General features: G+C 43.0%; 23 protein-coding genes. 20 read left to right on the forward strand and 3 right to left on the reverse strand.

The features are described from left to right. Window positions 1–10: 10 nt before the first annotated feature. From AC58QO_RS15830 to AC58QO_RS15870, 9 genes are all read left to right on the forward strand, one after another. Entirely contained in the window at window positions 11–1,213 is a 1,203-nt protein-coding gene (locus tag AC58QO_RS15830; RefSeq protein WP_497267045.1) for a CdaR family transcriptional regulator, read from the forward strand. Window positions 1,214–1,313: 100 nt separating this feature from the next. Then, window positions 1,314–3,056, forward strand: a complete 1,743-nt coding sequence (locus AC58QO_RS15835) for an alpha-amylase family glycosyl hydrolase (protein ID WP_497267047.1) — start codon at window positions 1,314–1,316, stop codon at window positions 3,054–3,056. Beyond that, window positions 3,053–4,216 carry a glycerate kinase gene (locus tag AC58QO_RS15840; RefSeq protein ID WP_497267049.1) on the forward strand — a complete coding sequence of 388 codons (1,164 nt, stop codon included), beginning with the start codon at window positions 3,053–3,055 and terminating at the stop codon, window positions 4,214–4,216. Before AC58QO_RS15835 ends, AC58QO_RS15840 begins: the two co-directional genes overlap by 4 nt. Continuing rightward, complete coding sequence (locus tag AC58QO_RS15845) at window positions 4,213–5,571, forward strand: glycosyltransferase family 4 protein (protein ID WP_497267051.1); 1,359 nt, start codon at window positions 4,213–4,215, stop codon at window positions 5,569–5,571. Before AC58QO_RS15840 ends, AC58QO_RS15845 begins: the two co-directional genes overlap by 4 nt. Then, complete coding sequence (locus AC58QO_RS15850) at window positions 5,568–6,917, forward strand: ABC transporter substrate-binding protein (protein WP_497267053.1); 1,350 nt, start codon at window positions 5,568–5,570, stop codon at window positions 6,915–6,917. Before AC58QO_RS15845 ends, AC58QO_RS15850 begins: the two co-directional genes overlap by 4 nt. 55 nt (window positions 6,918–6,972) lie before the next feature. Next, a complete protein-coding gene (locus tag AC58QO_RS15855) occupies window positions 6,973–7,875 on the forward strand; it encodes a carbohydrate ABC transporter permease (protein WP_497267055.1) in 903 nt (300 codons plus the stop codon). Between the two features lie 12 nt (window positions 7,876–7,887). Next, window positions 7,888–8,706: a carbohydrate ABC transporter permease gene (locus AC58QO_RS15860; protein ID WP_497267057.1), complete on the forward strand. Its 819-nt coding sequence runs from the start codon at window positions 7,888–7,890 to the stop codon at window positions 8,704–8,706. A gap of 15 nt (window positions 8,707–8,721) precedes the next feature. Further along, on the forward strand, window positions 8,722–9,399 hold the full coding sequence (locus tag AC58QO_RS15865) for an SGNH/GDSL hydrolase family protein (protein ID WP_497267059.1): 678 nt from the start codon (window positions 8,722–8,724) through the stop codon (window positions 9,397–9,399). A gap of 30 nt (window positions 9,400–9,429) precedes the next feature. Then, window positions 9,430–11,094: an MGH1-like glycoside hydrolase domain-containing protein gene (locus AC58QO_RS15870; protein WP_497267061.1), complete on the forward strand. Its 1,665-nt coding sequence runs from the start codon at window positions 9,430–9,432 to the stop codon at window positions 11,092–11,094. 96 nt (window positions 11,095–11,190) lie between these two features. Here the strand turns inward: AC58QO_RS15870 and AC58QO_RS15875 are convergent, their stop codons facing one another. Together AC58QO_RS15875 and AC58QO_RS15880 are read right to left on the reverse strand one after the other, a co-directional pair. Beyond that, on the reverse strand, window positions 11,191–11,325 hold the full coding sequence (locus tag AC58QO_RS15875; RefSeq protein WP_497267062.1) for an IS3 family transposase: 135 nt from the start codon (window positions 11,323–11,325) through the stop codon (window positions 11,191–11,193). A gap of 139 nt (window positions 11,326–11,464) precedes the next feature. After that, window positions 11,465–12,547, reverse strand: coding sequence for a phosphodiester glycosidase family protein (locus AC58QO_RS15880; protein ID WP_497267064.1), 1,083 nt, complete (start codon window positions 12,545–12,547; stop codon window positions 11,465–11,467). Between the two features lie 443 nt (window positions 12,548–12,990). Between AC58QO_RS15880 and AC58QO_RS15885 the strand changes: the two genes are divergently transcribed. The 9 genes from AC58QO_RS15885 to AC58QO_RS15925 all read left to right on the forward strand — a co-directional run bounded on the left by AC58QO_RS15885 (window position 12,991) and on the right by AC58QO_RS15925 (window position 19,385). After that, complete coding sequence (locus AC58QO_RS15885; RefSeq protein WP_497267066.1) at window positions 12,991–13,716, forward strand: N-acetylmuramoyl-L-alanine amidase family protein; 726 nt, start codon at window positions 12,991–12,993, stop codon at window positions 13,714–13,716. A gap of 365 nt (window positions 13,717–14,081) precedes the next feature. After that, window positions 14,082–14,723 (forward strand): GOLPH3/VPS74 family protein, encoded by a 642-nt coding sequence (locus AC58QO_RS15890; protein WP_497267068.1) that lies wholly within the window; start codon window positions 14,082–14,084, stop codon window positions 14,721–14,723. Window positions 14,724–14,737: 14 nt separating this feature from the next. Further along, a complete protein-coding gene (locus AC58QO_RS15895) occupies window positions 14,738–14,998 on the forward strand; it encodes a MerR family transcriptional regulator (RefSeq protein ID WP_497267070.1) in 261 nt (86 codons plus the stop codon). 122 nt (window positions 14,999–15,120) lie between these two features. Then, on the forward strand, window positions 15,121–15,621 hold the full coding sequence (locus AC58QO_RS15900; protein ID WP_497267072.1) for a HEAT repeat domain-containing protein: 501 nt from the start codon (window positions 15,121–15,123) through the stop codon (window positions 15,619–15,621). A gap of 169 nt (window positions 15,622–15,790) precedes the next feature. Then, window positions 15,791–16,369, forward strand: coding sequence for an LURP-one-related family protein (locus AC58QO_RS15905; RefSeq protein WP_497267074.1), 579 nt, complete (start codon window positions 15,791–15,793; stop codon window positions 16,367–16,369). 104 nt (window positions 16,370–16,473) lie between these two features. Continuing rightward, on the forward strand, window positions 16,474–16,911 hold the full coding sequence (locus tag AC58QO_RS15910) for a GNAT family N-acetyltransferase (RefSeq protein ID WP_497267076.1): 438 nt from the start codon (window positions 16,474–16,476) through the stop codon (window positions 16,909–16,911). Window positions 16,912–17,139: 228 nt separating this feature from the next. Beyond that, window positions 17,140–17,874 (forward strand): MBL fold metallo-hydrolase, encoded by a 735-nt coding sequence (locus AC58QO_RS15915; protein WP_497267078.1) that lies wholly within the window; start codon window positions 17,140–17,142, stop codon window positions 17,872–17,874. 308 nt (window positions 17,875–18,182) lie between these two features. Next, complete coding sequence (locus AC58QO_RS15920) at window positions 18,183–18,881, forward strand: RNA polymerase sigma factor (protein WP_497267080.1); 699 nt, start codon at window positions 18,183–18,185, stop codon at window positions 18,879–18,881. Between the two features lie 87 nt (window positions 18,882–18,968). Beyond that, window positions 18,969–19,385, forward strand: coding sequence for a VOC family protein (locus tag AC58QO_RS15925; RefSeq protein WP_497267082.1), 417 nt, complete (start codon window positions 18,969–18,971; stop codon window positions 19,383–19,385). A gap of 131 nt (window positions 19,386–19,516) precedes the next feature. Here AC58QO_RS15925 and AC58QO_RS15930 read toward each other — a convergent pair whose 3' ends face one another. Further along, window positions 19,517–21,532 carry a hypothetical protein gene (locus AC58QO_RS15930; protein WP_497267084.1) on the reverse strand — a complete coding sequence of 672 codons (2,016 nt, stop codon included), beginning with the start codon at window positions 21,530–21,532 and terminating at the stop codon, window positions 19,517–19,519. Window positions 21,533–21,890: 358 nt separating this feature from the next. Between AC58QO_RS15930 and AC58QO_RS15935 the strand changes: the two genes are divergently transcribed. Both AC58QO_RS15935 and AC58QO_RS15940 read left to right on the forward strand, forming a co-directional pair. Then, the gene (locus AC58QO_RS15935) at window positions 21,891–22,694 is read left to right on the forward strand and encodes a LysM peptidoglycan-binding domain-containing protein (protein ID WP_497267085.1); all 804 of its coding nucleotides are present in this window, start codon (window positions 21,891–21,893) and stop codon (window positions 22,692–22,694) included. A 175-nt stretch (window positions 22,695–22,869) separates the two neighbouring features. Then, window positions 22,870–23,187, forward strand: a complete 318-nt coding sequence (locus AC58QO_RS15940) for an Imm32 family immunity protein (protein ID WP_497267087.1) — start codon at window positions 22,870–22,872, stop codon at window positions 23,185–23,187. Window positions 23,188–23,195 lie beyond the last annotated feature (8 nt).

The raw sequence follows: 23,195 nt of genomic DNA on the forward strand, positions 1-23,195 counted from the left end.
GCTGATTCCAATGATCTCGAGTGAAAAATCGCAATATATTGTGAAAGAGCTTTCCAAAATTATTAACCGAAATATTAACTTCATGAATGATGAAGGGATTATTATCGCGAGTACAGATCAATCTCGTATCGGTTTAGTGCATGAGGGAGCTCTGGTCGTTCTTAAAACGAAAAAAAAGCTATTAGTTAAAGATAATCAATTCGCGGGTTCCAAAGCAGGCATTAATTTGCCTGTTTATTTTGAGAATCGTGTTATCGGTGTAATTGGCATAACGGCTACCGAACCGGAAGTATTAAAGATGGCAGAGATTATCCGCAAGATGACGGAGATATTGATCAAGGAACAGCTCATCGATGAGCAAAATGAGATCATTAATCAGTCGAAAGAGGTTTTTATTCGTGACTGGTTGGAGGGGAGATGGCAAGAAGATAAGGTCCTCTCCTCAAGGGGGTGGATGATCGGACTTAACGTTAATTTGCCGCGTGTCGTCATCACTGTCCATATTCATTACAACATCGATATTCAAAAAGGGGGGACGTCTTACGATCTGCAAAAAGAGCAAAATCGCTATAAAGGCTATTTGCAAGAAGCCGTAAAATTTAATGACCAAGATGTCATTATTCCAGTTGGGTTCATGAAATTTTCCTTGCTCCTCACTTGCCAAGGTTCCAGTGAAGAAACAAGAAAAGATGTCATCTCTCATAAAATCCAATATATTCTTAGACAATTCCCAAAATCAGAGAATTACACGATTAAGGTGGGCGTCGGGGGATACTATGATTTCATTCGGGGAATACCGATTTCCTATTTGGAATCAGAAAAAGCCGAATCTTACGCGAGATCATCGGATGAATGGAGCCTTTTATTTTATGACGATCTACGGCTCGAAATGCTGTTAGATAGTGTACCTGTGGAAAGCAGCCATGATTTTGTGCGGAAAACGTTAAATGCAGCGGCTTTCTCGGATCCCAAAGAAGTCATTGAAACATTGAGTTTATTTTTTGCTTGCAATCAATCGATCAATAAGACGGCCGAAAGGCTGTTTATTCATAAGAACACCCTTCAATATAGGTTGATCAAGATAAAGGAAATAACCGGGTACGATCCCCGTGTGTTCGAGGAAGCTGTGTTGCTTTATTTAGCCATCTATTTTCACCCAGCCAATAAAGCTTATTCTCCTGGCAATAGTCTTGGTACAGGTAACAATAAATAGAGCGATTATGGAGTGAATGATTGGTACGTGTAATATGTTATGCGCTTACAGAACCTGTTACGATTTAGGTATACCAGAGAGTAAAGGTGGTTCTCAGCAAATGGCAATTGACCAATCCCATGCACTACTAGAGAAACTTAATATCATATATGGCAATGAGAAGGCGCCTGCTATTTTTGAACAAATCAAACATACGCTGGACAGATATGCATTACAGAAGCCGAAAGATAAGCGTTGGGTATCGGAAAAGGATGTCATGCTTATCACTTACGGTGATTCCATCCGAAGCGAAGAAGAGGCACCGCTGCAGACACTTCGAAAGTTTTTGCTTCGAAATTGCCAAGGCATGCTGTCATCTGTTCATATTCTTCCGTTCTACCCCTATTCTTCCGACGATGGCTTTTCAGTTATCGATTATCGTGAAGTGAACCCAGAACTAGGCGATTGGAATGATGTTACGGCATTGTCACAAGACTTTGATTTAATGTTCGACGGCGTCATCAACCATATCTCACAGCACAGTGTCTGGTTCCAACAATATCTGCTCGGCAATCCAGACTATGCGAATTATTTCGTTGAAGCGGATCCAGAAGCGGATTACAGCAGTGTTACACGCCCGCGTGCTTTGCCATTGCTAACCAAGTTCCAAACGCCTGCGGGAGAGAAGCACATATGGACAACCTTCAGCGATGATCAGATCGATTTGAATTTTGCCAGCGAGAAGGTACTGCTTGAAATCGTAGAAATTCTGCTTATGTATGCAGCACGCGGAGCTCGTTACCTCCGGTTGGATGCGATCGGGTTTATGTGGAAGAAGCTTGGGACAACATGTATGCATCTAGAAGAAACGCATGCTATTGTACAGGTCATTCGTGAGGTGTTGGAAACAGCGGTGCCTGACATCGTGATCATTACGGAGACGAACGTGCCGCATCATGACAATATCAGTTACTTCGGCAATGGCTCGAATGAAGCGCACATGGTGTATCAATTCCCATTGCCGCCACTCACGCTGCATACGCTGCATACAGGGAACAGCAGTAAGCTTCAGGCATGGGCGGATTCACTCGGAACGACAACACAAGAGACAGCGTTTTTCAACTTCCTTGCTTCGCATGATGGCATTGGCGTACGTCCAGTGGAAGGCATCTTGACCAAAGAAGAAGTAAACACCATGGCATTAAAGGTGCAGGAACATGGCGGATTTGTTTCTTACAAAAACAATGGTGACGGAACGAAAAGTCCTTATGAGTTAAATATCAACTACTTAAATGCCTTATCTCATCCGGATGATGCTATTGCGCTTAAGGTCAAACGCGTTGTCGCGGCTCATTCCATTCTCTTGTCTTTCATGGGTATGCCAGCGATCTACATTCATAGTTTATTGGGATCTCAGAACGATCAAGAAGGTGTGAAGGCGACAGGCCGTTACCGCTCAATTAACCGAGAGCAGCTGCTTCATGATCAATTGCAGCTGGAACTGGACACAGAAGGTTCACTGCGGGAGCAAGTTTTCCAAGCACTTAGAAAGCTCATTGAGATTCGGGTTATACAACCAAGCTTCCATCCGAATGCAGCTCAGCGCATTTTGACGAGTGACAGCCAGTTATTCGCTTTACTTCGTACATCTTTGCAAAACCAAGAGCTGCTTGCCATCGTGAATATTACGAATGAAACGGTACAGCAAAGCTTCTCGGATTTACAGACGGGATGGAAATATGGACAAGCGGCTATTGATTTGATTTCTGAGCAAAATATACGCATTGAAGATTCACTGCAACTTACTTTAGCGCCTTACCAAGTGATGTGGATCAAGCGTCTTGAAGGGGGTGATGACAAGTGAAGATCATCATTTCTCCAGACTCCTTTAAAGGGTCGATGTCCACAGTCGATGCTGCCAACCAGATCGAAGCCGGCATACTCACTGTGTTTCCTTCCGCTCAAACCATCAAAATTCCAATGGCAGATGGAGGGGAAGGTACGGCGGAAACGTATCGAATCATTGCTGGAGGAGAAATGATCTGGCACGAAGTGATGGATCCCTGTCATCGGACCATTCAGGCTTGTTACTGTTGGATTGAGAAAGATAAGACAGCCGTCATCGAGACGGCGGCCGCTTCTGGGTTAACACTATTGAAGGAAAGTGAACGTATGCCAGCCGGACTCTCCACCTATGGAACAGGACAGCTCATTCTTCACGCCTTGGAACGTGGAGCCAGGAAGATCATTATCGGGCTGGGGGGGAGCGCAACCATCGATGCGGGAATTGGTTGCCTACAAGCGTTAGGGCTTCAATGCTTTGATGGGAACGATAACGAGATAAGTGGAGAGAATTTTCATTTGGATGCCATTGTTCGCCTGGATGCCAGCCAATTGGATGCTCGTCTCCATGAAGTCGAGCTAGTCGTTGCATCCGATGTCAAGAATCCGTTGTTGGGATCAGAAGGAGCTGTCCATGTCTTTGGTCCACAGAAAGGCTTGCAGCCGCATGAGTTAGCCGTCTTCGAACAACGGATGTGCCGAATTGCGGAACTCGTAACCCAAACTGCAGGATGTGACATGCGGGATCAGCCTGGTGCAGGAGCTGCTGGTGGATTTGGATTTGCCTTACTTTCCTTCTTTGCCAATTTAACGATGATGAGCGGTTTTGATTTGATTGCTCAATTAAGCCGCTACAAGGAGCAATTGAAGGACGCTGACCTGGTCATCACCGGTGAAGGTAAGTTTGATACCCAATCGCTTTATGGTAAAGCACCGATCGGCATCTCTCGATTAGCCAAGCCGTTTAACGTTCCGGTTGTCGTCTTCACAGGCATATCGGAGGGGAACGAGCAAGTGATGAGACGTGAAGGCATTCAAATGGTCATTCCGATCATTGATCGCGTTATGACCCTAGAAGACTCCATGAAACAGGGAGAGAAGTTGTTGAAAAAAGCCGTCATTCGGTTTTTTGAAACAATTCAACTAGCGGGACACTTTAAGGCTAAGGGGGTGGAAAGTTGAAAATAGCACTAGCCCACTTTAGGGTCGGTGAAACAGATGGTGTTTCTTTGGAGATAGAGAAGTGGAAGCAAGTACTGAAACAAATGGGGCATGAGGTACTATTGTTGGCAGGAAGTGAAGGCCAAGTTCGTGCGCATGTGATCGCAGAGCTACATTATAAACATCCGATGAACGAGAAATTTGTTTACAACGCTTATGACAACATGATTGATTATGATTCGGAAAAAGAGTTTGTGGACGACGTGGCAGGCTTCGCTGACATCATGGAGCGAAAGATCATCGATTTCATAGCATCGGAATCCATCGATTTGCTCATTACCCACAATTTGTTCTCGTTAGGTTGGAGCTTACCTGCTGGAATCGCCTTCACGAATGCGCTAAAGTCAACCGGGATTCCTTGTATCGCGCTTCACCATAATTTCTACTGGCAACGAGATCGATACTTAAATCCGACATGTCCTACGGTAACGGAATGGTTGGAAACACTGTTTCCACCAGACCTGCCGAATGTCACCCATGTCGTTACGAATCGACTGTATCAAGATGAACTCATGCAACGTCGTAAATTGAGTTCTGTCATCATTCCAAACGTATTCGATTTTAATGCCAAGGTTTGGGCAAGAGACGATTGCAATGCATCGCTGCGTAGAGATATTGGCGTCAATGAAGACGATATTGTGATTCTGCAAGCTACCCGTGTAACTGAGCGAAAGACAATTGAGCTAGGTATCGATACAGTGGCGGAGTTGCAAGCACAATTAGCTTCGTTAAAACAACGGGGGGCCACTCTTTATAATGGGAAAACGCTTTCTGATCGCAACCGACTCGTATATGTCCTAGCGGGCATGCCGGAATCCAGTTACGAATATACGGAAAAACTAAGAATTAAAGCGGAAACCCTTGGAATCGACATTCGGTTTATCAACCCATTGATCGATCAATCGCGTTCTTATTTTAACGGACAGAAACGGTATTCACTCTGGGACGCTTATGTCATCGCAGATTTCGTAACCTTTCCAAGTGTGATTGAAGGTTGGGGCAACCAATTACTCGAAGCCGTGTTCGCACAGAAACCGCTCCTGATCTATGAATATCCGGTCTATGAGAAAGATATTAAGGAATTCGGATTTGATATTGTTTCCCTAGGTAACACGCATCAGATCGAAGCGAATGGGTTAGCTAGTGTGAATAGCATGAACGTGAAGGCAGCGGCCACCAAGATGGCACGGCTGCTTACCGATCAAGACGCGTATGCACAGATGGTTCAGCATAATTTCAAGATTGGTAAAATGAATTTCTCCTATGAATCGCTACACTTACTTTTGGAACCATTAATTGAGGAGGTCAAACGATGAACAAAAAGTTAGGTCTAATATCAATGACATGTCTAATGGGAATCATGACAGCTTGCGGCAGCACGAATACGAACGAGACATCTTCCGCTGCACCAGCAAGTACACAGGCAGCTAGCAATGGCAAATTGACAAACATTAGCATGCAGATTGCATGGGCAAGTGATTCAGGCAGAGGGAAAGCGATTCGAGAAATGCTGGATCAGTTCGAGAAAGAGAACAAAGATGTGAAAGTTGAATTGCTAGGCGGCGTGCAAACGGGGCAGAAGCTTCTTACACAAATTTTAAGCGGAAAATCACCAGAGGTACTTCAGGTCGCATACGGCGATGCTAAACCATTGGCAGTCCAAGGGGCATTCGTGGATTTGATGAAGGATTTCGGCGCTGAGAAAAGCAATTACATGCCGCAAATTTGGGAACTTGCTGTGAATGAAGGCCAACTGACAGGCATGCCGTGGCTGGGTCACACCATTCAAGTTATTTATAACAAGAACCTATTTGAGAAAGCTGGCATTAAAGAAGTACCGAAAACGTGGGATGAATTTTATGCAGCGGCTAAGAAATTAACCGTGGATACGAATGGAGACGGCAAGCCGGATCAATTCGGTATCGGGTTGTCAGGTAAACAAGGCGCCGACTTGGGCTGGCAGTTCGGTCTGTTCGCGGGCCAAGCGGGAGCTAAACTTGTCACTACAAAGGACGGGAAAAGCGAAGTTGCTATTAATTCCCCCGAAGGGATCAAAGCTTTAGAATTTTTCACGAAGCTGTTAACCGAAACATCACCTCCGGATTCATTAAATAAAGATGGCGCAGCCATTCAAACGGATTTCAGAAACCAAGTCGTCGCGATGGAATTGTCGGGTCCTTGGGGCGTTTCCGAAGCTTGGAAAACGAATGGTAAGTTCGAAGCGGGTGTAGCTGAAGTACCAACAGGCCCAGCTGGTAAAGCGACTGAAGTGACCTCCTACCTGCTTTCCGTTCCAACTGGGGTTGAAGGGGATAAACTCGCGGCATCCAAGAAGCTGATCAAATACTTGAGCTCCAAACCAGCACAGGAAATGGTCATGAAGGGTGAAAAAGCCGAAGATGGTAAATACTATCCATTCCGGATTCCAATTCGTAAAGATATGGCCGACACACAGTTTTATAAAGACCACCCTGAATTTAACACGTTTATGAAGGGCGTCGAATATCCCATTTCCCTATTCCCGATTCCACAATGGGCACAAATCAGTGACGAAGTATACACAAGCGCTTTAAATCAAGCCGTATCCGGCAAAATTTCGGCAACGGATGCGCTGAAATTAGTTCAAGAAAAAGGTAACACAATTATTAAGAATTCGAAGTAAACAAGTGGGGAGCACCCGTAGTCTGGGGGCTCCCATTTCTGAAGGGGGACTCGCAGTGAAGGTTTTAAGAAGCAAGCTCGGAGATCTCAACGCATATCTTTTTTTATTACCTTCTTTCATTATTCTAGGTCTCTTTCTGATTTACCCGATCATTTGGTCTGTCATCGTCAGTTTTAAGAACGTAAAGCCGATTGCACTCAAAAATGCAGGTCTATTCGAAATTCCGGGGACATTTGTTGGTTGGGATAACTATTCGGCAGCCATTCACAATCCGTTATTTTTCAAAGCTATTGCGAATACAGCCTATTTCGGTGTTCTATTCATTCCATTATCTATGTTTGGCGCTGTTTTTCTTGCCATACTTGTGAATCAGAAACTCAAAGGTGTAAACTTCGTCCGATCGGTTTTCTTTATCCCTTATATTATTTCAATTGTAAGCGGCAGTTTAATTTTCATGTTCTTGTTTAATGGGGACAAAGGTTTAGTCAATGCGTTGCTATTAAAGTTTGGTCTAACAGGGCCTAACTGGCTTGCTAATGCGACTTGGGCGATGCCAGTCATCGTATTGATGTCATGTTGGAGAAATATCGGTTACTATATGCTGATTTACTTATCCGGATTACAAAATATCCCAAAAGATCTTTATGAAGTAGCCGATGTGGAAGGCGCAACGAAATTCCAAAAATTCCGCCTTATTACCTGGCCATTGCTAGGGCGTATCTCGTTAGTCGTTATGATATTGCTGTTAATTCATTCGTTAAACGTGTTCCAAGAAATATTCATTATGACAGGTGGCGGCCCGGGAGATTCGACCATTACGGTTCCATTCCTTATTTACAACAGGGCGTTTAAATATTATGAGTTCGGTCCTGCTGCCGCGATGTCTTACTTGTTGTTCATCTTTGTCGTAGGCGTGGCTATTTTTCAAAGAAAGCTAGTAGATCGAAGATTAGGCTAGGGGGCTCGTAAAATGAAAAACAAAAACGTACTGCCCACTGTCACTCTTTGGGCAATTGGCATCGTATTTCTGATTCCTATTTACTGGGTATTGGTTTCCAGCTTGAAAAGCGATGAGGACATTGTAAAATTTCCGCCAACGTTTTTCCCAGATACATTAGTTTGGAATAACTATCCTGATATTTGGAGTAAGCTCAATTTCGGCGTGACCTTTACGAACTCACTAGTTGTAGCAGTTCCTACGGTTATTCTTACGGTGCTGTTCTCTAGTATGGCGGGATTTGCGTTTTCCAAGAAACGCTTTCTCGGTAAAGATGTCCTATTCTCAGGTTTGATAGCGACAATGATCATTCCACCAACGGTCTTGATGTTGCCTGTTTACTTCATTATTACGAAGCTAGGCATGTTCGATTCGTTACTTGGTTTAATTCTGCCGTTCTCAGTGACTGTTTTTGCTATATTTTTCACGAAGCAATATATCGATGACATTCCAGATGAAATGCTTGAGGCAGCCAAAATGGACGGCGCAGGAGATTTCCGTACATTCGTACAGATTATTATTCCATTGATCCGACCTGCGATAACCGCTTTAGTTATTATCGATTTCGTACAGAATTGGAACTCATTCACGATGCCGCTCGTCCTGCTGCAAAGCGAGTCTCACTTCACTTTACCGCTAAAGCTGGCCATGATGCTAAGCAATTCTGACAACGTTCCATGGTCCAAAATATTAGCGGCCAATGTCTTGTCATTAATCCCAGCACTTGCGGTGTTCCTCATACTTCAGAAGCAATTTGTGACTGGTTTGATGGCAGGGGCTGTAAAAGGGTAAGAAGGAGATACGGATATGAAACGCAAATATAAAATCGCTTGTCTAGGTGATTCCATGACGGCATTTTGGGGAACAGAGATGCCCGAACTTAAGGCTTCCTTAGAAAGCAAATTTCCGGAGCAACCTTTCGAACTTTTTAATTACGGTGTAAGCGGTACTCGGGCGGAATATGGGATTTATCGCGTTTCGCATGACTTCCCGAGTCCGTCCGGAACTGGCATTCAGAAGTGCCTTTCTTCCGTTAGCCCCGACTTAGTTGTCGTGGAGTCATTCGCTTACAACCATCGGCTGGATGGGAAGCATCGTATTGAAAACTACCATCAAGTATTGCGCAGGTTATTAGAAGAAATCAAAGCAACAACACCAGCTCAGGTGGTGTTTCTCATTACGATACCGCCTGATAAAGAAGATTTCTTGGATCATATCCCGACGTATCGGAACGTCGCCAAAGATTTAAGGCAAGAATGGGCGGCATACAGTGAGATGTACCTTCAAGCTGCAGTCCAATTTGCGCAAAATGAAAATGTGCCGTATATCAATGTGTTTGAGCGTGTTAGCGAAAAGGTGAGCTCTGGTGTTCCGATCCGTTGGTTTATCGACCAAAATGACCATATTCACCCAAGTCGATACGCTTATGAGCTCATTGCCGAAGAAATTACTGAAGCGATCATTCGTTATGACTTTATCAAATAAAACATGTTCATCGGAGTAGGAGAATCATACATGCCAACTACTAATCATACCCAACCAGAACAATGGACTAGAGGTTTGTATTTTAATAAAAAAGCTTATGCGGATACGCCGCTTTTGACTTTCGAGGAGGCGCGCGCTTTTCTCCCTTCTCCAATATTCGATAGCCGTCCTGATTATATCGAATGTTACTGGCGCACATGGGAAATTGCCTATCGAAATACTTTCGTGCCAACCAAGGAAAGTGGATTTGTAAGTAATTTCATTGACGCCGCATTTAATGATAAAATTTTCTTATGGGATACGGCTTTTATTACGATGTTTTGTAATCTAGCACATCCCTATATCCCGGGAATCCGTTCCTTAGATAATTTTTATTGCAAACAGTTGGACGACGGCGAAATTGCGCGTGAATATGTGACAAATTCCGGTGTCGAGTTCTACAAATGGGTAAATGCCGAGCGCAAACCACTGCATTCCTTCTTCCATAATCATTACAAGCACCGGGGACTCGCACAAGTTAATGATCTTGACTTTGATGTGATGTACAAACCAGATTTGGGTCGGACTGTTGAAAACCCACCCTACTTCAGACTAGACAATTTAAATCACCCGATCGTTTCCTGGGCGGAGTTAGAAAGCTTTAAGCACACGGGAGATCTGGAGCGATTGGAGCTGGTTTGGGAACCTCTTGTGCGATACTACGATGCACTCTGTTACCACCTCTATAACCAGTACGGTTTATTTGTGACAGATTGGGCGAGTATGGATAATTCCCCACGAAACAAATATTTGGGCAGCGGGGTTGATATTAGCTGTGAAATGGTGCTAGTTGCCCGAAGCTTGATCGAGATCGGGGGCATCCTGATCGATAAAAAATTCGATGAAGGCTCCAAAGAGGCTAAAGATCTTGCCAGTCAAATCGCACGATTGGAAAAAGATGCTGCGACGTTTACGACAGCGATTAACACACTTATGTGGGATGAGGAAAGCGGCTTCTATTATGATGTTAAGAATGACGGGCAGCGCGCTCCCGTCAAAACAATTGCAGCCTACTGGGCGCTGCTTGCTGAAGTCGCAGATGAATCTCAGGCTGCCAAGCTAGCCGAATGGTTGAATGATCCGAACACCTTCAACCGTACACATCGTGTTCCGGTGTGTGCTGCTGATGAGCCGGGTTATGATCCGCAAGGCGGTTATTGGAGAGGTTCCGTCTGGGCTCCGACGAATACGATGGTTATTCGCGGCTTGGAAAAATACGGATATCTGGATTTAGCCAGAGAAATCGCACTCAACCACCTGAATAATGTTGTGCAAGTTTATATGGATACTGGTTCGATTTGGGAGAATTATCCGCCTGATTCGGTTGACTCAGGGAATGCCGACAAGAAAGATTTTGTAGGCTGGTCTGGTATCGCTTCGACGCTTTATCTGTTGGAGCATGCAATTGGTCTCAAAGGAGATGCTTCAAAGAACGAATTGACATGGCGACTTCAATCGGGAATGGGTACAATTGGGTGCAATCGATACTGGTTTGCCGGCAAAACCATGGATCTGATTGCAATTGAACAGACAGATGGGTCCTATCTCCTTACAGTTTCTAGTGATGCTCCAGTAAAACTTAACGTTGTGTATGGCGGCAATGAAATCAAGACAGAGGTTAATGGCACTATTGAAATTAAGATTAATCTTGAATAGAGAAGTTGTCTTTATCTATTCTTATAACAAGAGACTACTGAAGCTGACGCTTTGAACTGCACCCTATCAAGTAGACAAGACAAATAATAACAACGATTAAGCGGCCTTAGTCCTGAATTCCACTGGACTAAGGCCGTTTATTTTTGCCTGCAATCGCTCGTTGTAGTAAAAATAAATGTAGGCATCGATGTTGAAGTTTTTCAAAAATTTGGTAATTTCGACGCGAATCATACTTAGGGGAGCATATCAAAGACTTATTTCGATAGCCCGTTCCACAAACGGACATTTAACAGTTTCTTATTGATTATTTTGTTCATCCTAAGTAAGGATGATTCTTTTCATTATCAATTTGAATAGATTTCACTCATTCTTATTTATTTTGTTCCGCAAGGTAACCTGGATGATCATAAGCGCCACCCGGATCAATATGAGTTACACCTTCCCAAATATTGGGGACTTTAACCTGATCAGGATGTTCGAAAATTAGGAGTCCTGTTGGCAATCTTCTTTCACCATAACGGCTTGATGGATGGGTAATTAAATCACCTCCGACAACCATCTCAGAGGAAGCACCACCGTCTAAGAAACCGGCATTTATACAGCCTTCTTTCAGTAACAGTTCCTGAACGTCTTTTAATGAAGCTCCGATACTCTTAGTCTGACGACCATCAATAACGACGATGACCATGACACCATCAGCGCGTTGACCGATGGCTGTCCGCGGGTTAAGGCCATCTCCTACGATGGGCAGTGCTTTTCCATTTGCAATGATGCGCGGATAGAACGAAACGGCATCAGTCACATGCAAATCTAACAGCTCTTCAATCGAATATTTGCCGATGATTAATTTACCGGTATTGTCAAAAGCGACAACTTGTTGAGGTACAGTTCCATCAACGCTCGTATACAAAATCTTGCCGCCTGACATAATAACTCCAATAGGTGCAAATCCGTTACCTAGTCCTTGAGGGTCGTCAAAGCCTCCGCCATTCACACCGGCTAATGCTCCTGTACGTTTCACCATAGAACTGATCGTTTCACCTTGACCCACTACACTGGGCACAACTACTCGGATAGCTCTTGGATCGTATACGTACATTTTTTTCCCAACCCAGCCATGTCCAGCAATATCTTCAACGTCTATTACCTTGCCATCTTGTTTTTGTATGCTGATGGCATTCATATCTTGTTTCTCTATTGAGTTATTTTCACTCATTTGTATAACATTTTGAATCATCTCATCTCGTTTCTTTACGCCAACAAAAATCCATGCCCAGTCCCGATGCTGTGTGGCAATAACAGTATCCGCAAGAAACAGGCGGATGTTCTTTCCAGGTGGTGTTATGAAAAGAAAACTGACGAAAAGACTTATGAATAACATACAAATCAGTACCGATCGCTTCAGCCAGCTTCCGCTTTGCTCATGTTTGTAATTAACTCCTGCTAGCTTCATATTCATCGATTCCTACTTTCTATATTATTTAAGTGTGATCCGATACGACATAGATAAATCTTCGAACACACTTCTGTGGCTTACATGATAGTTGTAGATCGCATAATGCTACTCAAAGTATATAAAACGAATATGTATTTGAGATGAAAATGAGATTAATATTTGAAAAACCAAGCAGTGTAAATAGATCCAATTTAGCTAAATAATTCAAAGTAAACTTTGAAAGCAACGCAAAAAAGGCAACCACAATGGGAAGCCTATATAGCTTAAAATCGCCACTTTTCTTGACGTGTTTTCTTTCGTCTTGGAAGGTGGCTTTTTTGCAGCAACTTCATCTCATCTTTATCTCAATTCCGCTTCATTTTCATCTGCCTCTTTTAGAATAACTCTATGAAATGAAATTTCAACTAGATAGAGTTTGCATAATGAGAGGAGATCCACCGATGAAAAAAAATGGCATTCTTGCCTTCACTGCAATTAGCACACTTATATCCGGCTTTATTGTATATAACGTACAGGCGAATAGCCTTCTAAGGAGCGTAACTGCCCCGTCTACAGTACAGTCTGCAGTACAGCTTGGTACCCAGTCGTCTGTTAGTAACAACTCTATGAATAAAGAAGAGCGTATTTTAGAAGGGAAAACGATCGTCATTGATGCAGGGCATGGTGGAAAAGATGTAGGTGCAACAGGACAAACAGGCATTCATGAGAAGAATCTGACGCTTCAAACGGCTATTAATATTCAAAAGGAATTAGCTGAAAAAACGGGTGCGAATATTGTTTTGACGCGTGAACAGGATGAGTTTTTGACGCTTGAGGAGCGAGTGGAGATTGCAGAGAATCACGCAGCCGACTTATTTATCAGTATCCATTTTGATGCGTTTACAAGTCATGATGTAGCTGGCATAACAACTTATTACAACAAACCAGGGGATCGACAATTAGCAACTCTGATACATGAAGAGATATTCGAGCAAGACATTGATACCAGAGATCGTGGCGTGGCGCAAGGAAATTATCGTGTACTCCGAGACAATCAAAGCCCATCCCTTTTACTCGAGCTAGGATATATATCCAATCGGGCTGATGAACAGCGAATTCAAACAAAAGATTTTCAAAACAAGGCAGCTTCAGCGATTACTGAAGGAATTATCTCTTATTTAACTTAATAGTTTTCGACCAGAATATTATGGAGAAAACTACCAGATAAGTGATTTCATTAACTGGTAGTGAGCAGCCGCCGGCAACAATCTCCTTGTCGGCTGATAACAACAAATAAGCTAATAAAGTCGCGTAGATGCGGCTTTTTTTTGTTTTAACAAAATAAGTTCTTGTCTATTTAGCAAGACAAGAACTTAATGAACAGCTTCGAGGAATTGGCGAATTCACAAATTAATAATTTAAAAAATTTGTTAATAAACCTTTTGACATTATTTATTTAGTACAATATTATAAGTGATAAGTAGTAAGTAATAAGTAGTAAGTAGTAAGTAGTAAGTAGTAAGTAAAAAGTCCTCGAAAGGATGATACTATCATGTTAACTAATTTATCATTACCCCAAGAATTTGCCTTACTTGCATTAGATAGTGAAACCAATAAATTGAAGTCTATTTTTCGAATGCATGTTGCCTTGTATACGGTCATTGCTTGTATAGTGGAACTTTCTATCAATGGCAACCTTACATTTGATGCAGATGATACGATCAGAATTTCTAACTCAGCACCCACAGGCGAAAAATATCTTGACAGAGTACTCGAAATTATAATTGCTGAGAAACCAAAGAAGCTAAAAAAGTGGGTTTCTTACTTTTACTACTTTAAACAAAAAGAAATTTATAATATGGTTGTAGAAAGCCTTGTAGATAAAGGAGTTCTAGAAATTGAAAATACGGAAGTATTTTTTGTTGTTCCAGTAAAAAAATATTCGGATGTAGCAAATACTCGGAACCACATCGTGGAAAAAATTCGAGCTGAGTTATTAGAACAAGGGAATGTAGACGAACATACCGTAGCCTTGGTGTTATTTTTAAATATTAAAAGTATGTTAAAAGATTACTTTTCTGAATATGAACAAAAAACGTTAAAGCAAAAACTAGAGATATTGTGTAAAGAGGACATTTATAAAAAAATTAGAACAGTTCATGTAGCTATCTCAAATATCGAATCTGGCTTATAGTTTAGGAGAAAATTATGGGGAGAAAAAGAAATTTAGATAACATTTTATCATCAGAGTATGTGAGTATCAGTGAATTGGTTGAACTTTCTGGAGTTCGATACAGTACCATTAAATATTACACGGAAGAGGATATGATCCCATTTGAGCAAGAGGATACAAGACTGACAAGAAGATACCCACGTGAATTAGCACTAAAGCGACTCGAGGAAATTCGTGTAATGAAAGAAGAAGAAGGATTGACTATAAAACAAATTAAAGAAAAATTATCATTGTGAATGTTTAGAGAAGTCCGTTTTCATACAGGTCAAATCATCTATGCTGCCAAAATTAGAAAAGGTCGGCTAGCTTGGAAGTGCGATTTACAAAACATAACTGACATTAGGGGCTGGATAAAAGCGTGGATATAAATTTATTACGAGAAGCAATAGTAAGTAACAACATGGATACAGTTGAAAGCATATTAGAGGAGATAGGCAGAAATAAACGAAATGAAGCAATTCCCGTACTTATTGAGTATTTAATAAGCACCGAGAATAACATTTTGCGAAATTCTATTGCAATTACTTTAAGTGATATTGGAAACGAGATAGCAATTGAGCCACTAATCGATATGATAAATCACCCCAAAACATTGGGAGCAAGAGGTACATTGTTATTTGCATTGAAGCCATTTAATTGTTCTTCACATTTAGAAACATTAGTGTACCATTTATTAACAGGAAATTTTGAGGTCCAACTTCAAGCTTATGAACTTATTGAGGGGATTAATTCAAGGGTATCGGATGAAGTATTACTAAGATGTCTCCTAAAAGTAAAGGAAGGAATAAACGAAATAGAACGACAACACGAAATATTTTCAGATACTTTAGAAAGGCTATTTAGCCTCAAGAGGATTTAGCATCGACTTCACTTCGTTTTGCGCGAAACAGAGGGTTACTTACTGATAATTAAAATGATTAACTCATGGTCATCGGATGAGTTATTATGTAAGTATCCTAAGCCATATGGATTGGTTAGTAGCCAGTCATTAAAGTAAAAGTATTTACAAGCAAAAAGGGGGCGAAGACTTGAATCGGAAATTCAATCATCAAAAATACGTTGTTAGAAAACAGATCCTTTCTCTAGTTGGTGCTAAAATCGATATTTTCGACATTGATGAAAAGGCAATTCTATTCTCAAAGATGAAAGCCTTCAAGTTGAAGGAAGACATCCGAATATACGGGGATGAAACAATGCAAAATGAGTTAATAAGCATTCAAGCGCGAAGTGTCATTGATTTTTCCTCAATCTTCGACGTAGTTGATGTCGAAACCGGGAGCAAGATAGGTTCTTTGCGACGCAAAGGGATGAAGTCGATCTTCAAGGATGAATGGGCGATTTTAAGCCCAAATGATTCGGAAATCGGATTGATTAAGGAAGATAATGCACTGCTTGCTCTGTTGCGAAGATTCCTTACGAATTTGATTCCTCAGCATTACTACTTAGAGATGAACGGGACCAAAGTGGCAGAGTTCAAACAAAATTTCAACCCATTCGTCCAAAAGTTAAATCTCGATTTCTCCACTGACCACAACGACAAGCTTGATCGCCGCTTGGGCCTAGCCGCCGCGGTGCTGCTGATCGCCGTCGAGGGCAATCAGGGATAGATGCGTAATCGATTACAAAACAACGTCACCACGAGATGTGGTGACGTTGTTTTGTAATAATAGTTCTCACAATTAAACTATTCTAACAATCAGGAGGATTTGTCATGATTCGAGAAGCGAAATCAAAGGATGCCGATATCCTTGAAGACCTTTACAGAGCCTTGGCTCCAAATAGCAAAAACATAAAAGTATTGCCCGAAAGAATAGAGCAAATCATCGCTGATCCGAACAATTTTTTATTTGTTTATGAAGAAAATGGAATTGCTGCTGGAACAATATTTGTGACTATATGTCTTGACCCCATGTACCAATACAGACCTTACGCAGTTGTAGAAAATGTCATTGTAAAAGAAGGTTTTAGAGGGACTGGTATTGGTAATAAACTATTAGAACACGTGGAACAATTATGCATTTCAAAAGCCTGCACCAAGATAATGTTATTAAGCAGTGCAAATAGGATTGATGCACATAGCTTCTTCACGAAAAATGGGTATAGCGGTACTGTTAGCAAAGGATTCAAAAAATATATTCCGATAACTTGATTCAACAGAAAACGATAGCTCAAGAGTTGCATTAAAAGTATCTCGTTTGTTTTTTGAAAGGGAAGGTCAGAAATGGACTTGCTTATAAAGAATGGATTTTTAAAACTGTTGGCAGTATCACGGATTATGATCCGAATGCTGATGAATATTAGGTTTATAATCATTCGATAGAAGAGAAGTTCTACCCAAAGAAACCAGTGACATAGAAAAGTGAGAGGAAGTATTCAAATGAAATTAAGAGTTATTGGCAGATGGGGCGCATTTCCAAAAGCAGGTGAAGCGACTTCAAGCTATCTATTAGAAATAGGCAATCACAAAATATTACTCGATTGCGGAAGTGGTGTATTGTCAGCTTTACAGAAATTTATTGAACTAAGCGAATTAACATCTGTATTTCTATCTCACCGACATTATGATCATATGGCAGACTTAGGTTGCCTTCAGTATGCATGTTTAATTGATATGGATCTACAACGTCGAGATACCCCGCTGAGACTCCTAACTTCTGAGGAGTTTGAAAAAGAATGGTCAATTCCTATTATGAAAGGCACTCATGAAATAGGAGTTAACGAAAGTGCTACTGTAACATATGAGGATGGTTTAAAGTTAACTTTCTTTCGAACCAATCATGATGGTTATTGCTTAGGAGTAAGGGCTGAATTTGAAGGGAAAGTATTGGTATATACTGCTGATACTCGATACGATGAGACGCTAGTTCCTTACCTAAAAGACGCGGATTTACTTATTACTGAATCATCTTTTTATGCAGACTTCAATGCAGCTCAGTACGGCCATATGAATTCGCATGAAGCTGGGAAGCTAGCTTCGAAGGCAGAGGTAAAGAAGTTGCTGTTATCGCATTTGCCTCATTTTGGTGATACTCAGTTATTGAAGGAAGAAGCAGCTGTTATGTTTAATGGTGAGATACTTTTAGCAGATTTCGGTTTGCAATTGGAAATATAGCGAAGCTCTTTTTACTTTTTGACGGATCTGTACACCAGAATAATGAGAATAAAAAAGAAGCACATGAAAAAAATGTGTTTCTTTTTTATATACACAATGTCGGGTGACAAGAACATAGTCCTATTAAATACCGCGTAAAACGCGGTCTTTTTATTTTATAATATATAGAGAAATTATGTGGTAAAATTTTACTATAGAAAAATTAATAGTTAACAGTAATGATAGATTTTCGCGTATGGCATCTGTTAAGTTACAAGCTTATACTTGAAGAATGGGCAAATATGATTATTAATTAATAGGAGGTGGAGATGTCGGAGTCTAATCTTGATTTTAACCAACTTAAACAGAAGATTTATAAATATTGCCTGAAAATAACTTCAAATTCTTGGGAAGCGGAAGACTTAACGCAAGAAGTTCTTCTAAAGGTGTATCGAGCGACTGAGGCGCTCCCCTCTAGAATCATAACGAATGCTTATCTTTATCGAATCGCTAGTAACACCTGGAAAGATAAATTAATGAGGGACAAAAATTATTCGCGAATGAGCAATGTGGACTTACTAGAGTCAGCAGCAGAAGATGACGCCCTCTCCACAAGAGAATTACTAGAAGTATTGGCCAATCGATTATCACCCCGAGCGATGATCATTCTTTTGTTAATGGACGTATTTGATTTCACGGCGAGAGAGACGGCAGAGTTCTTGTCATCCGCAGAAGGGACCATACAAGTCACTTTGGGGCGTGCAAGATCAAGATTAAGAAAATTAGCTAACTTGTCCGTTATGGATGATGAACCACTTAAAAAGAAAGTCCTAGGCACCGAATCCACTCAATTGGACTTCAACACTTTAGTAGCAGCATTTAAACGGAGGGATCCAAAGGCCATATGCAGTGCTTATATTGGACTTATCAAACATCAGATTAAGATTAGTAAATTAGTTTGCATAAATGGAAAATTCTCATTTTATATCGAGGACCCTGATGGTAACCGATTTATGATAACTGGATAATATTTTTTCAAAGCGATGTTTGAAATCGGCTCTAAATGTCGTTTATTGAGTTGCAATGCTCATAATCATTAATTTGGAGGTTATAACATGGGAGTTCAATCATTAGGAGCCATTTTTATTCGGGTAACCAACTTGGAGAATTCGATTCCGTTTTATTCTGCCCTTGGATTGCGATTCCGAGGAATTGAGGACTGGGATCCGGGACGTGCAGCGACTTTTTACCTAGCACAAAATCATGACGGATGGCCGTTAATGACTTTGGTAGAATCAGATCATGTGCAGGTGCAGGATTATCACAGTTATAATCTCAATGCGGTCAATGTGGTAGAAATGTATAGAGACTTGGAACTTAGCGGGTATAAGTTAAAGCCGATAGAGGAGTGGACCTCGCCTTGGAATCACCATATTATGTTTGATGTATACGACCCTGACGGACATGTAATTAATATAATTGAAGTAATTCCGATAGTAACCAAATTGCCTGTCGCACACGATGGGGAATAGTTTTACTCAAGATCATACTAATACTTAAAAAGGTTCACACCAAGATCCTGATGGATGCCAGCCATAATGCTCGCCATATATACGAATTGAAAGAGTATGCTGCCTATGATCGGCAGCATACTCTTTTGTGATTACTCAACTACCCCATACAGATCGACGCCGTCCAAATTGATCGAAACTCGGATTACCGTGTCGGACACGCGCTCCACAACCAACTCGCGCGATTCCGCACCAAGCTCGGGGCTGCGGACAAAAGCGCTCGTCCATGGTGCGCATCCGGTGCCGCAGAAGTCGATCTCGTAGCTCAGCCGGTTATTCGTGCTAAGCGAGCGAAAATCCTTCAGCACGACCGCGTGGTTGTGTTCGTCTTTGAACTGCGGATCAGGAATCGCTTCGAGCAAGCGGTTCATCAGATGCAGCACCGGGCCGTCGTCGTGCACCCGTAAGCGCAGCGCCCAGCCGGTGTCGCCGGCGGTTTGCCGAATGCGCGGCGAAAACGCGCCGCTCTCGACGAGCTGCTTCAACGCCGCCGTCGCACCAGCCTCGCTTGCCGTGTCCAGCAGTCGCAGGCTCGAAAAGGACGCGGCAAAAAGCGCATCCGACAGCGGTTGAGCGCGCAGGAAGCCGCGCTCATCGTGCGTGCCGAACGGAAGGCTCAGCCACACCTCACCGCCTTCGGCTAGCAACCCCGTCACCGCCGCGAATTGAGCATCGGAGACGCAACCGACCCCGTCGAGCACGAGCGGGGTGCGCTCCTGTTGAAGCGCGGCCGCATCGGCCAGCTCATCGGTCCGGACGATGCGGTAGCCGATGTTTCGCTCAACGAAGGCGCTGGACCAGCGCTGGACGCAATCCCAGTGTTCGCGGCCTTCCGCATCCCGCCAACCGTTGTCGCGGCAGTACCGGTTGCTCACGAGTCGCACCTCCGCGACGTCTCGTCCCGCTTGACCGTCCAGATCGCTGTAAACCTTCTCCCAGTTATTGATCGGTCCTATGATCTCATGAGTTTCTTTCATCTCAGATGGATCTTCCCGTAGTCGGCCGGGGAGCGTGCTGCTCCAGTTCACGACGCCCCAAAACCGGCTCAGGCCCCAGCCCAAATAGCCGCCTTTGTCGTAGATCGTGTAGCTGAGCGCGATCGCAGGGGCATTGCCCATGTTGACGGCGATGTCTTTTTGCTGCAGCGCTTCGGCGTCGGTGCGGACCCACTGCACGCTGCCGGTGCCGATGCCGCAGTTTTCCAGCATGACCAAGTCGAGGTGGGGCACCATTTTCTCCAGATTGAGCGAGACGGCATTGAGAATAATCGGACCGGTGCTGGAGCAGCAAGTCGTGAGCGGCTTGTCGTGAAAGTAGCCCTTGATCATCTTCACATGATCGGCGATGATATCCGTTCGGAAGCTAACCCAATCACGGAACACCGGATTGTCATAGTTGCCCCATGTGAGGGGAGTGCCGGATGTGTCACCCCAGAACGACTTGTCACTGAAGTCGGGCAATGCGTGCCCGTAATCCCGTAGGAACCGCTCACGGCAATATGCGCACGCGCACGTCGAGAACCAGCCGTAGTCCGCCATGTCATCAATCTGTGCACCGTCGAGATCGACATCGCGGAGCAGTCGCTCCAAATAGTTGCCGTGCATTTCTAGGAAATACGGATTGTTATGGCAGAACAGCTCCGCTTGGTAGGACGGGCTGTAGCCCCGGCTTCCGTCTCGCACGTCAACCTGACATAGGTCGTTGAACCGGTAACCGGCATACCCGGCGTACTTGGCGGCGATCGGATCATGGTGGAGCAGGACGTGATGCCGTTGTGCAGCGTGCAACTTCAAGAATTCCTCCGCATTCCGGGGGCGTTCAATTGTGTTGCAGGAGTAGTGGTCGAGAAACTTGATGTCGTACTTGTGCAATTCCTCGCAGACGTTGTTCAAATAACCGTGCAATTGGCCAAAATAGTTGGAAAAATCGAAACGAATATGGAAGCCGAAATTCAGAGCCGTGTCGATTCCAGCTTCGGCAAAGCCTTCCGCGCGGCGTTTGATCTTGTCCTTGATCGACTTTTGGGGCCATAGGATGTCTTCCAGCGTGGTCCACCAGCTTGCAGCCCGACGGGGTTTGAAATAGGGGTATGGCGCTCTTGGTTCCATAAATCCTCCTCGAAAATATAAGTGACAGGTATTACACAGGTGTTGAAATTACTCCTTTTTCAGCAAATCTGAACAGAGCCTACACCAATTTTTGAACGACACAAACAAAGGTACATAATCGTTTTACGACACAAACATATGCAAATAATTGCGAATATATAACGGTTCAATTTTTGATAGTCTCATTACGCTAGCAGGCAGCATTCCTATTATGAGGAAACTTACAATCTAGATTAGCCTAACGTTAACGAGGAACAATAGTGCTTTCAGTGCTGATATATTTTCAACGGTAATCACGTTAACGGGCGAATACGGCATATGATGGGTATAAACCTACTTAAAGAGGAGTTGCGTTTCAATGCCGATTTCATCAGGAACCCACTTGCTGTATACTGTTCACCCGGGTGACACCTTGTATAAGATTGCTGAACAATTGGGCACCAACGTACCGTCGCTAGTGCAGATTAATGCGTTATATCCATCTGTTGCAGATCCGAACCGAATCTTCCCCGGTCAAGTATTGTTAGCGCGATTGCCAGGTATGGCAGAGCAAAGTTCTGTGTTATATCAGGTTCAGCCGGGAGATACACTATTTAGGATCGCCGAACGTTTCTCTGTAAGCGTTGATATGTTAGCCGGACTCAACCAAATTCAGCAACCGGATATTCTCCGAGTCGCACAGCTTCTATTTGTTGTCTCTTTCGTTTATGAAGTAGAGCAGGGAGATACTCTGTACAGCATTTCCCGCCGTTTCGGTACACCAATGAGCGAATTGATTCGAGCTAACCGTGGCCGCCAGGGATTATCACCTAATGTCATTTATCCCGGTTTCCGTTTGGTTGTCCCGCTTCCGTCCTCGACGAATATCGTAGTGCTTGAGCCATTGCCTGGTACGAAAATTGCTTCCGGACAGCATTTGAGGGGTAGCGCTCGAGCGTTCGAAGCGACGATAAATTACCAAATTCACGACGCGATGGGGCATATCATTGCGAAAGAACGGGCTGCAACAGCGGCACAAGGTGCTCCAGCCTATGGAGTATTCGATGTACAGCTCCAATTTGATCAAACGCCCACTATGCCTAACGGTTCATTGATGGTGTATACACGCAGCGCCCGCGACGGCAGCATTCAAGATTTGGTGGAGGTTCCCGTCACTTTTTAATAATTATAAAAATATACGGCTGCCGGGACGATTGTGTTTAACTATGAAACGAATGTATTAGTCTGAAGGGCTGCCACGAGGCAGTCCTTCGTCCCGTTAACGGGCAGCTTAGTCCAAAGCTGATTTGTGATAAAATGAGACAAATGGCTAATTCACATTTATAGGGGTGAAGAGAATGGATTCCGTAGTTGTTAATTTACATATTGATGATGACACTCCCGAGTTTACAAACAAAGATAACGTAGGACAGGTTGATATTTTAAGAAATAATCGAGTGATGATCACATTAAGTAAAAATGGGCTTATTGGTTTTGCACAGGAATTACTAAGACTGGCTCATAATGATTTTACAAACGGCTATCATGTACACGTCGATCCAAGCGAGAAAGGATATGTTTCCCAAACAATGGGCTTTTTCTCAATGCCTAACAGTGCTGAGCTAATAATTTCTTGCGGCGATTTTGGGCCGATTGATTCTTATCTGGAAGAGTAAATATGTAA

It is taken from the genome of Paenibacillus sp. J31R30, assembly GCF_059692115.1.